Source organism: Saccharothrix hoggarensis, from assembly GCF_042678885.1.
Lineage (GTDB): Bacteria > Actinomycetota > Actinomycetes > Mycobacteriales > Pseudonocardiaceae > Actinosynnema > Actinosynnema hoggarensis.
Genome location: NZ_JBHTLK010000033.1, coordinates 30,197 through 40,636 on the forward strand (window position 1 = coordinate 30,197; position 10,440 = coordinate 40,636).

The 10,440-nt window shown below is 72.0% G+C and carries 12 protein-coding genes; 3 read left to right on the forward strand and 9 right to left on the reverse strand.

Translation table 11 applies throughout. From position 1 onward, the window contains the following. Positions 1 to 3: 3 nt before the first annotated feature. The 8 genes from octT to ACFQ3T_RS09495 all read right to left on the reverse strand — a co-directional run bounded on the left by octT (position 4) and on the right by ACFQ3T_RS09495 (position 5,881). Positions 4 to 735, reverse strand: a complete 732-nt coding sequence (gene octT / locus ACFQ3T_RS09460) for a diglucosylglycerate octanoyltransferase (protein WP_380722404.1) — start codon at positions 733 to 735, stop codon at positions 4 to 6. Next, entirely contained in the window at positions 732 to 1,346 is a 615-nt protein-coding gene (locus ACFQ3T_RS09465; protein ID WP_380722406.1) for a histidine phosphatase family protein, read from the reverse strand. The genes octT and ACFQ3T_RS09465 overlap by 4 nt, the downstream gene beginning before the upstream one ends. Next, positions 1,343 to 1,729, reverse strand: a complete 387-nt coding sequence (gene rsfS, locus ACFQ3T_RS09470) for a ribosome silencing factor (protein ID WP_380722408.1) — start codon at positions 1,727 to 1,729, stop codon at positions 1,343 to 1,345. Before rsfS ends, ACFQ3T_RS09465 begins: the two co-directional genes overlap by 4 nt. A 69-nt stretch (positions 1,730 to 1,798) precedes the next feature. Beyond that, a complete protein-coding gene (gene nadD / locus ACFQ3T_RS09475) occupies positions 1,799 to 2,392 on the reverse strand; it encodes a nicotinate-nucleotide adenylyltransferase (protein WP_380722410.1) in 594 nt (197 codons plus the stop codon). Positions 2,393 to 2,589: 197 nt separating this feature from the next. Further along, positions 2,590 to 2,811, reverse strand: coding sequence for a ferredoxin (locus tag ACFQ3T_RS09480; RefSeq protein ID WP_380722412.1), 222 nt, complete (start codon positions 2,809 to 2,811; stop codon positions 2,590 to 2,592). A gap of 4 nt (positions 2,812 to 2,815) precedes the next feature. Next, on the reverse strand, positions 2,816 to 4,012 hold the full coding sequence (locus ACFQ3T_RS09485; RefSeq protein WP_380722414.1) for a cytochrome P450: 1,197 nt from the start codon (positions 4,010 to 4,012) through the stop codon (positions 2,816 to 2,818). Between the two features lie 46 nt (positions 4,013 to 4,058). Continuing rightward, positions 4,059 to 4,619 carry a TetR/AcrR family transcriptional regulator gene (locus ACFQ3T_RS09490; protein ID WP_380722416.1) on the reverse strand — a complete coding sequence of 187 codons (561 nt, stop codon included), beginning with the start codon at positions 4,617 to 4,619 and terminating at the stop codon, positions 4,059 to 4,061. Next, the gene (locus ACFQ3T_RS09495; protein WP_380722418.1) at positions 4,616 to 5,881 is read right to left on the reverse strand and encodes a glutamate-5-semialdehyde dehydrogenase; all 1,266 of its coding nucleotides are present in this window, start codon (positions 5,879 to 5,881) and stop codon (positions 4,616 to 4,618) included. Before ACFQ3T_RS09495 ends, ACFQ3T_RS09490 begins: the two co-directional genes overlap by 4 nt. A gap of 153 nt (positions 5,882 to 6,034) precedes the next feature. On the opposite strand from ACFQ3T_RS09495, the gene ACFQ3T_RS09500 reads away from it, so the two are divergent. The 3 genes from ACFQ3T_RS09500 to ACFQ3T_RS09510 all read left to right on the forward strand — a co-directional run bounded on the left by ACFQ3T_RS09500 (position 6,035) and on the right by ACFQ3T_RS09510 (position 10,007). Further along, complete coding sequence (locus ACFQ3T_RS09500; RefSeq protein ID WP_380722420.1) at positions 6,035 to 8,113, forward strand: RecQ family ATP-dependent DNA helicase; 2,079 nt, start codon at positions 6,035 to 6,037, stop codon at positions 8,111 to 8,113. 24 nt (positions 8,114 to 8,137) lie between these two features. Continuing rightward, positions 8,138 to 8,674, forward strand: a complete 537-nt coding sequence (locus ACFQ3T_RS09505; RefSeq protein ID WP_380722422.1) for a GNAT family N-acetyltransferase — start codon at positions 8,138 to 8,140, stop codon at positions 8,672 to 8,674. A gap of 70 nt (positions 8,675 to 8,744) precedes the next feature. Beyond that, a complete protein-coding gene (locus ACFQ3T_RS09510; protein ID WP_380722424.1) occupies positions 8,745 to 10,007 on the forward strand; it encodes an MFS transporter in 1,263 nt (420 codons plus the stop codon). Positions 10,008 to 10,041: 34 nt separating this feature from the next. On the opposite strand, the gene ACFQ3T_RS09515 is transcribed toward ACFQ3T_RS09510, so the two are convergent. Further along, on the reverse strand, positions 10,042 to 10,440 hold a 399-nt coding region (locus ACFQ3T_RS09515), incomplete at its 5' end, for a PUA domain-containing protein (protein WP_380722426.1).

Here is a 10,440-nt window from a genome sequence, read left to right on the forward strand (position 1 = left end):
AGACTACGGCTCCGCCCGACCCGAGTGGCTGACCGCCACGGACCGGATCAGTTCCGCCATCGCGTGCCCGACCAGGTCGTGGCCTTCCCAGCCCCAGTGCATGCCGTCCGGGTTGCCACGCCGTGACCGAACGTGCTCGCCCACCAGCGGCGGCACGTCCAGCAGCGGCACGTCCGCGCCCGCCGCCCACACGCGCAGCGCGCGCTCAGCCGCCGCACGTCCACTGTGAACGCCCCCGTAAGCCGGCGAACGGTGCACAGAGGGTGTCATCCCGACCACCCTGATACCCGGCTCAAGAGCACGCACAGCGCGCACCGAGTCGTCCAGGTACCGCACGGTCAGGCGCGGCGGCAACGCCACCGGACGCCCGCCGAGCACCCGCGACAGCACCGGCTGCACCGCCCGGTACCCCGCCCGCGCACGCCGCCGCACGCCGTCCGGCCGCAGGTAGCGCAGCCCTTGCCGCAGGAACGTCGGCAACGGCGACGGCAGCGTGTCCATGTGCCCCACTGCCAGCACCACCACGTCGGTGCGCGGCAGGAGCGACCACACCCTGGGGTCGCCGGTGAGCGACCACCAGGCGTCACGGGCGGTCCAGCCGAACCCCGCCGCCAGCTCCGCGTGCCCGCCCAGCGCCGACGCGGCGACGTTCGGCCACAGCCGGGGGTGATCGGCGGGCAAGGGCCCTCGCGGCCCGTGGAACGTCAGCGAATCGCCGAGGACGAGCAGTCTCACCTGGTGGTTCCGGCGTTGTACGACGACAGCCGCCACCGGCCGTCGCCGTGCGGCCGGCGGGTGAACACGGTCCAGTGGCAGTTGCCGATGCCGCCGAGCAGCGCCCACCGGTCCACCGGCAACTCCAGCAACCGGCCGGTCAACGCGCTGATCAGGCCGCCGTGCGCGCACAGCATGACCGTCCCGGAGAACTCCGCGTCCACGTCGGACACGACGGCGAGCGCGCGCTCGGCGACCTCCACGCGCGTCTCGCCGTCCGGCGGCGCCAGGGTGCCGTCGGCCCGCCACCGGTCCAGCGAGCCCGGCCACTCCGCCTCGATCTCGGTCGAGGTGAGCCCCTGCCACTTGCCCAGGTGGGTCTCCCGCAGCCGTTCGTCGATCCGCAGGGGAACACCGGTCGCGTCCGTGAACACCGTCGCGGTGTCCCGCGCCCGGTGCAGGTCGGAGGCGACCACCAGCTCGGGTGCGAACCCGGCGAGGACCGGCACCGCGAACCGCGCCTGGTTCCACCCGACCTCGGTCAACGCCGAGTCGAGGTGGCCCTGCATGCGGCCGGTCGCGTTGTAGTCGGTCTCACCGTGCCGCCACAGCACGAGCCGGTTCAGGGTCATGCCTCGGCGACCTCGTCGGCCCCGGCGCCGGCGTCGAACTCGATCCGCGGGCAGTCCTTCCACAGCCGCTCCAGGCCGTAGAAGCTGCGCTCCTCCGAGTGCTGGACGTGCACCACCACGTCCACGAAGTCCAGCAGGACCCATCGACCTTCGCGCGCGCCCTCACGGCGCACCGGCTTGCGGCCGGCCTCGCGCAACTTCTCCTCAACGCTGTCCACGATCGCGCCGACCTGCCGCTCGTTGGCGGCGGAGGCGATCACGAAGACGTCCGTGATCACCAGCTGGTCGGACACGTCGAGCACGATCACGTCGTGCGCCTTCTTGTCGGCTGCCGCGCTCGCGGCGACCAGCGCCAACCGTCGTGCCTCGTCGGTGGCTGCCACGTCACTCCTCATCACACCGGCGGACGCCTATACGCCCGCACGAGTCAATGAGGGTACCGGCGTCCGGGCTCAGTCCGGCATCGAGTAAAGCCGGCGCTTGCTGATGTATTGAACGACACCGTCCGGGACGAGGTACCAGACGGGCAGTCCGGAGGCCGTCCGGGCGCGCACGGCGGTCGACGAGATGGCCATCGCGGGCACCTCCACCAGCGACACCACGCCCGGCGGCAGGTGCGTGTCGTGCAGCTCGTAACCCGGTCGGGTGACCCCGATGAAGTGGGCGAGGTCGAACACGTCGTCCGCCCGCCGCCACGACAGGATCTGCTCCAACGCGTCCGCGCCGGTGATGAAGAACAGGTCGGCGTCCGGGTGCGTGACCTTCAGGTCCGTGAGCGTGTCGATCGTGTACGTCGGCCCGGCCCGGTCGATGTCCACCCGGCTGACCGAGAACCTCGGGTTCGACGCGGTGGCGATGACCGTCATCAGGTACCGGTCCTCGGCGGCGCTGACCTCGCGCTCGCTCTTCTGCCAGGGCTGGCCGGTCGGCACGAACACCACTTCGTCGAGGTCGAACCGAGCCTGCACCTCGCTGGCCGCGACCAGGTGGCCGTGGTGCACCGGGTCGAACGTGCCACCCATGACGCCGATACGCCGCTTGGACATGGGAAGTGAGCCTAGTTCGGGTGGTGCGCGGGCGGCCGGTCGCTCCCCGAAAGGCCACCCGCGCACTCGACTCCCGGCCGCGGCCCCGGGGGAGCAGGCCGCCTCCGCGGATCGCTCGGCCCACCCCGAATCAGGGCCGCGCGACCATGGGACGCGCGGCTCACGCACCCATGACGCGATCGGCGGAACTTTTTTCGCTAGAGCTGCGGCGCGAGCACCGAGCCGTCCGAGTCGCGCACCAGGATGGCCTCCATCGGGCACGACTCGGCCGCGTCGACCACCGCGTCGTCGGGCTCCACGGCCTCGTTGACCGGCGTGGCCGTGCCTCCCTCGAACCGGAAGTGGCCCGGCGCGGTGGCCGTGCACATACCGGTGCCGATGCACGCGCCCCGGTCCAGTTCGATCGTCCACTTCCCCATGCGACTACCACCTCACCGAGAGCGACTGCGGGCCACGGATCAGTCTGCCCTTCTTGAACGTGACGTCACCGTCCAGTCGGAGCAACGGGAACCTCTTGAGGAGGGAACCGATGGCGACCTGGAGCTCCATCCGGGCCAGCGGGGCGCCGATGCAGTGGTGCGCGCCGTGGCCGAACATGATGTGCGGGTTGTGCTCGCGGTGGAAGTCGACCTCGTTCGGGTTCTCGAACACCGAGGGGTCGCGGTTCGCGGCGACGTTGTTGACGAACACCGCCTCGCCCGGCTTGATCGTGACGCCGGACAGCTCGACCTCCGCGGTCGCGATCCGGGGGAAGCCCGCGGAACCACCCAGCGGGGTGAACCTCAGCAGCTCCTCGACGGCGGCCGGCACCAGCGACGGGTCGGCGCGCAGCTCGCCGAGCCGGTCGGGCATGCGCAACAGCTGGTAGACGAAGTTGCCGATCTGGTTCGCGGTGGTCTCGTGCCCCGCGACCAGCAGCGCCACCCCGAACGACACCAGCTCCTGGGCGCTGAGCCGGTCCTCGTTGTCGTGCGCCGCGACCAGCACGGACAGCATGTCGTCACCGGGCTCGACGCGCTTGCGCTCGACCAGGCCGGCCATGTACGTCCGCAGCGACTCGTTCGCCGCGAGGATCTCGTCGTACGTGAACGCGGAGATCGCCACCGCCGCCTCCGACCAGGCGCGGAACGCGGCCCGGTCTTCGTACGGCACGCCGAGCATCTCGCAGATGATCGTGATGGGCAGCGGCATGGCCAGCGCCTCGACCAGGTCCGCGGGCGGACCCTGCCGCTCCACGTCGTCCAGCAGCCCGTCCACGATCTCCTGGGCGCGCTCGCGCAGCTGCTCGGTGCGCCGCGCCGTGAACGCCTTCGCGACCAGCCTGCGCAGCCGCGTGTGGTCCGGCGGGTCCATGCTCAGGATGTTCGCCTCCGCCGGCATGGACGGCAGGGTGCGCGGCACGTCGGCGCCCGGCTCCATCACCGCCGCGCGGCTGAACCTGGGGTCGGCGAGCACGGTCTTGGCGTCCTCGTACCGGGTGGCCAGCCACCCGTCCCCGCCGTACGGCAGCCGGACCCGCGCCACGGGCTCGTCCCGCTGCAGCTCCAGGTAGGTGGGGTTGAGCACGAGGTCGTCGGGCTCGGTGAACGGGTAGGACCTGATCTCCATCGGTACCCCCATGTAAGCATTCGCTTACTTCCGACAGTAGGCAGATCGCTACGGACCGTCAACCGACTTCCGTGTGCTCCAGCAGGACGGCGGCGGCCCTGGTCACCAGCTCCGCCACCGCCTCCCGGTCCGCGCCCGCGAGCGGCTGCTTGGCGAAGACGGCGCGCAGCACGCCGATCCCCACCACCCACGCCAGCACGAGGTCCGCGCGCAGCTCGGCGTCGTCCGCGTCCGTGAGCGACGCCAGAGCGCGCGCGTACTCCTCCCCCAGCTGCTGCCGCACGACGTCGGCCGCCGAGTCGTGGTGCGAGGACCGCAGCACCGCGTACAGCGGGTGGTCCTCGCGCCTCGGCTTGTCCTCCATCACGCGCAGCAGCACGGTGCGCAACAGGCGTTCGGCGGGCGAGTCCTCCAGCAGCTCACGGCTCTGCGTGGCCAGCACGGTCGCGAAGAGTGCGTCCTTGCTGCCGAAGTAGCGGAACAGCAAGGCCTGGTTCACGCCCGCCAGGGTCGCGATGTCACGCACCGTCGTGCGGTCGAACCCCCGTTCGCCGAACAGCTTCGTCGCCGCCTCCAGCAACGCCGCCTTGGTCGCGGCGGCGTCCCGGGGCCTGCTCACGACGACGGCCGGACGTGCCCCTCGCCCCAGACCACCCACTTGGACGACGTCAGCTCGGCCAGCCCCATCGGACCGCGGGCGTGCAGCTTCTGGGTGGAGATGCCGATCTCCGCGCCCATGCCGAACTCGCCGCCGTCGGTGAACGCGGTGGACGCGTTGACCATGACCGCCGCCGCGTCGACCCTGGTGGTGAACCGGCGGGCCGCGGCGAGGTCGCTGGTCACGATGGCCTCCGTGTGACCGGAGCCGTGCGCGGCGATGTGCGCGATGGCCTCGTCGATCGAGTCGACCACGCGGGCGGCGATGTCCAGCGACAGGTACTCGGTGTCCCAGTCCTCGTCGGTCGCGGGCTGGACCCGGGGGTCTCTCGCGAACCGCTCGTCACCGTGGATGGTGACGTTCTCCTTCCGGAGGGCGTCGGTGACGCGCGGCACGAACTCGTCCGCGATCGCCGCGTGCACCAGCAGCGACTCGGCCGCGTTGCACACGCTCGTCCGGCGGGTCTTGGAGTTGAGCACGATGCGCTGGGCCATGTCGAGGTCCGCGCTCGCGTCCACGTACACGTGCACGTTGCCCACGCCGGTCTCGATGGTCGGCACGGTGGCCTGCTGCACGACGGCGTTGATCAGCCCCGCGCCGCCGCGCGGGATCACCAGGTCCACCAGGCCGCGCGCGGTGATCAGGTGGGTGACGGAGGCGCGGTCGTGGCACGGGAGGAGCTGCACGGAGTCGGCGGGCAGGCCGACGGCCTCCAGCGCGTCGCGCAGGATCGCGACGAGCGCCGTGTTCGAGTGCTCGGCGGACGACGAGCCGCGCAGCAGCGCCGCGTTGCCCGACTTCAACGCCAGTCCGGCCGCGTCCACGGTGACGTTCGGGCGGGCTTCGTAGACCATGCCCACCACGCCCATCGGGACGCGGACCTGCTTCAGCTCCAGCCCGTTCGGCAGGATCGAGCCGCGCAGCACCTCGCCGACCGGGTCGGCCAGGCCGGCGACCGTCTCCAAGCCCCGGGCCACGCCCTCGACGCGCGCCTCGGTCAGCGCGAGGCGGTCGAGCAGGCCCTGGTTGAGGCCGGCGGCCCGGCCCGCCTCGAGGTCCTTGGCGTTGGCCTCCAGCACCTCGGCGACGCGGGTGCGCAGCGCGGCGGCCATCTCGTGCAGTGCGGCGTCCTTGCGCTCACGGGTGGCGAGGACGAGCTCGTTGGCGGCGACACGGGCGCGCCGGGCGGCGGCGTGCACCTGTTCGCGCAGGTCATCAGTCACGTCGTTCAGCCTACGGTCACCCGGTCGTGGCTGTCTTCGAGGTTCTCACAGGGCTGGACACGGCGGCACGGTGCACTCGATCGGGTGATCCAGTGGCCGAGTGGCGCGGGACCGGGGGCCGGATTGTCGGTGGCACCTGTCATGGTGTGGCACATGGACGACAGCGCGTTGCGGGAACTGGCCGAGGAACGGCTGAGGGCTTTGGCGGGCCCTCGGGCCGTCCTGCGCGACGACCAGTGGACGGCCATCCACGCGCTGGTGGCCGAGCGGCGGCGGGCGCTGGTGGTGCAGCGCACGGGGTGGGGCAAGTCCGCCGTGTACTTCATCGCGACGGCGTTGCTGCGGTCCCTGGGCGAGGGGCCGACGGTGATCGTGTCGCCGTTGCTGGCGTTGATGCGCAACCAGGTGGACGCGGCGGCGCGGGCGGGCGTGCACGCGGCCACGATCAACTCGGCGAACACCGACGAGTGGCAGGACGTCCAGGACCGGGTGGCGGCCGGCGAGGTCGACGTGCTGCTGGTGTCGCCGGAGCGGCTGAACAACCCCGACTTCCGGGACACGGTCCTGCCGTCGTTGACGGCGTCGGCGGGGCTGCTGGTGGTGGACGAGGCGCACTGCATCTCCGACTGGGGCCACGACTTCCGGCCGGACTACCGGCGGCTGCGGACGTTGCTGACCGAGCTGCCCACCGGCGTGCCGGTGCTCGCCACCACGGCGACGGCCAACGACCGCGTGGTGCGGGACGTGGCCGACCAGCTCGGGCTGGGCGCGGGGACGGACACGCTGGTGCTGCGCGGGCCGCTGGACCGGGAGAGCCTGCGGCTGTCGGCGGTGCGGCTGCCCACGGCGGAGGCGAGGCTGGGGTGGCTGGCCGAGCGGCTGGAGCGGCTGCCCGGCTCGGGGATCATCTACACGCTGACCGTGGCCTCGGCGGACGACGTGGCGGCGTTCCTGCGCGAGCGCGGGTACGAGGTGACGGCGTACTCCGGGCGGACCGACCCGGCGGAACGGCAGCGGGCCGAGGAAGACCTGTTGGCGAACCGGGTGAAGGCGCTCGTGGCGACGTCCGCGCTGGGCATGGGGTTCGACAAGCCCGACCTGGGGTTCGTGGTGCACCTGGGCGCGCCGCCCTCCCCCATCGCCTACTACCAGCAGATCGGCCGCGCCGGCCGTGGCGTGGAGCGGGCCGAGGTGCTGCTGCTGCCCGGCCCGGAGGACAAGGACATCTGGGCGTACTTCGCGTCGCTGGCGTTCCCGCCGGAACGGGTGGTGCGGCAGGTGCTCGACGTGTTGCCGTCCGACCGGGCGATGTCGACGGCCGCGCTGGAGCCGGTGGTGGAGCTGTCGCGCACCCGGCTGGAGGTGGTGCTGAAGGTGCTCGACGTGGACGGCGCCGTGCGGCGGGTGCGCGGCGGGTGGGTGTCGACCGGGCAGCCGTGGTCCTACGACGCGGAGCGGTACGAGCGCATCGAGGCGGCACGGCGGGTGGAGCGGCAGGCGGTGCTGGACTACCTGGCGACTGACGGGTGCCGCATGGAGTTCCTGTTGCGGCAGCTGGACGACCCGCACGCGGCGCCGTGCGGGCGGTGCGACAACTGCACCGGCGAGCGGCCGTCGGTGGAGGTGTCGGACGCGGCGGCGTCGGCGGCGCGGGAGCGGCTGCTGCGGCCGGGCGTCGAGGTCGAGCCGCGCAAGATGTGGCCGACCGGGATGGCGGCGGCCGGGGTGTCGTTGTCCGGGAAGATCCCGGCGGGCGAGATCGCGTCGACGGGGCGGGCGTTGGGGCGGTTGACCGACATCGGCTGGGGCAACCGGTTGCGGTCGCTGTTCGGCGCGGAGGACCAGGAGATCCCGGAGGACGTGTTCGCCGCGTGCGTGAAGGTGCTGTCCGCGTGGGGGTGGACGGACCGGCCGGTGGGCGTGGTGACGGTCGGGTCGCGGAGCAGGCCGGCGCTGGTCGGCAGCTTCGGGCAGCGGATCTCGTCGGTCGGGCGGCTGCCGCTGCTCGGCCAGGTGTGGCTGGGCGAGGCGACGCACCGGGCGAACAGCGCGCAGCGGTTGGCGGGGCTGGTGCGGGAGACCGACGTGCCGGACCTGTCCACTGTGGATGGTCCGGTGCTGTTGGTGGACGACCAGGTGGACACCGGGTGGACGATGACGGTCGCCGCGCGGCTGCTGCGGCGGGCGGGCGCGTCGGCCGTGCTGCCGTTCGCGTTGGCGGTGACGGCGTGACGACCGGGAGGTGGTGGTGACGAGGTGAGGCTGACGGCGGAACGGTTGGTGCTGCGGCCATTCACGGCGGCCGACGCGCCGGTGCTCGCCGCGTACCGGTCCGATCCGGACGTGGCCCGCTACCAGGGTTGGGACACGCCGTTCCCCCTGGCGCAGGCGGAGGCGTTCGTGCGGGAGATCGGCGGGGTCGACCCGACCGCGCCAGGGTGGTTCCAGTGGGCGATCGACGTGGGCGGGGTCCTCGTCGGCGACGTCGGCGTGAACCTCCACGAGAACCGCAGGCAGGCGGACATCGGCTACACCGTGGCGACCGGGCACCAGGGCCGCGGGTACGCGACGGAGGCGGTGCGGCGGGTCTTGGCGCACCTGTTCGACGAGCGCGGCCTGCACCGGGTGTCGGCCGAGTGCGACGCGCGCAACCAGCGGTCCGCGCGGCTGCTCGTCCGGGTCGGCTTCCACCAGGAGGGCCACCGGGTGCAGAACACCTGGAGCAAGGGCGAGTGGACCGACGACCTGTTGTTCGGGCTGCTGGCGGCGGAGTGGCGGACGCGCGAGGCGTGACGGCCGGGGGTTCGGTGAAGGATCTACCGACTTCGCCCGCTTTGTGGTTGTGTCCAACCCTATGGCTGCCGTGGAGATCGGGACCCAGCACCGCCTACCCGTCCGAAAGCTCGTCGCCGCGAGCATCGGCAACGCCATCGAGTGGTACGACTGGACAATATATGCCACTTTCAGCATATATTTCGCCACGCAGATCTTCCCCAAGGAGAACGCGCAGCTCGCGCTGATCAACACGTTCGCGGCGTACGCGCTCGCGTTCTTCTTCCGGCCGCTGGGCGGGTACCTCCTCGGGCGGTTCGCCGACCTGCGCGGGCGGCGGACGGCGATGCTGCTGACCATCGTGCTGATGGCGGGCGGCTCGGTCGCGATCGGCATCCTGCCGACGTACGCGCAAGTCGGGTGGCTGGCCCCGATCCTGCTGCTGCTCGCCCGCATCGCCCAGGGCCTGTCGCTGGGCGGTGAGGTGTCCAACGCGTCGGCGTACCTGGCGGAGATCGCGCCGCCGGAACGGCGAGGCCGGTACTCGGCGTTCTTCTACATCTCGACCGGCACCGCGGTGCTGGTGGCGTCGCTGCTCGGGTTCGTGCTGGCCCGCTCGCTCGACCCGGCCCAGCTCGCGTCCTACGGCTGGCGCATCCCGTTCCTCATCGGCGGTGTGCTGGGCCTGGCCGGCCTGTGGCTGCGGCGCAGCCTGGAGGAGACCGAGCAGTTCGAGCACAACAAGGCGAAGGCGCAGCAGCTCAAGCGCCCGCTGCTGACGACCCTGCGCGAGCACCCGAAGGCGGTCGGGCGGCTCGTCGGCTTCACCATGCTCTCGACGCTCTGCTACTACACGTTCTTCAGCGCGCTGACGCCGTTCGCGGTGTCGAAGCGCGGGGCGGACCCGGTGGACGTGTTCCTCGCCCTGTCGATCGCCACGGCCCTGTTCATCGTCCTGCAGTACCCGATGGGCGCGCTGTCGGACCGGTTCGGCCGCAAACCGCAGCTGCTCGCGTGGTCGGCGGCTACGGCGGTGCTCGTCGTGCCGCTGTCCACCCTGATCCGACCGGGCGTGGGCAACCTGCTCGTCGTGTTCTGCGTCGGCCTCGGCCTCTACACGGCCATGACGTCGATCGCGCCCGCCGTGATGAGCGAGCTGTTCCCGACCGAGCTGCGCGCCCTGGGCATCGGGTCCTGGTACAACCTGACCGTGGCGCTGTTCGGCGGCACCGCGCCGCTGGTCATCCAGCAGCTCCCGGGCACCACGTTCTTCGTCTACGTCGCGGTCGGCGCGGCCATCGCGTTCGTCGTCATCCTCACGATGCCCGAGACCAAGGGCAGCGAACTGCGCTAGGACCGCAACCGCACCCTAGGACCGCAACGGCACCCTAGGACCGCAACGGCACGAGGTCGTCGGCGTGCACGACCTCCCGGCGCTGCTCCGCCGGGAGGTCGCCGCTCTTGCGGCCGATCAGGCCGGGCAGCTCCGCGGCGTCGAAACCGACCACGCCGCGCGCCACCACGTGCCCGGACGGGTCGACCAGCTCCACCACGTCACCGGCCTCGAACGTGCCGTCCACGCCGGTGATGCCGGCCGCCAGCAACGACCGCCGACGGCCCACCACCGCGGCCACCGCGCCGTCGTCCAGCCACAGCTTGCCGGTCGCGTCGGCCGCGTGGCCGAGCCAGAACCGGCGCGCGGACAGCCTCGGCCCGGTCACCGCGAGCGCCGTGCCGACGAACGCCCGCACCACCACCTTGTGCGACAGGCAGTGCTCGTTGAACGC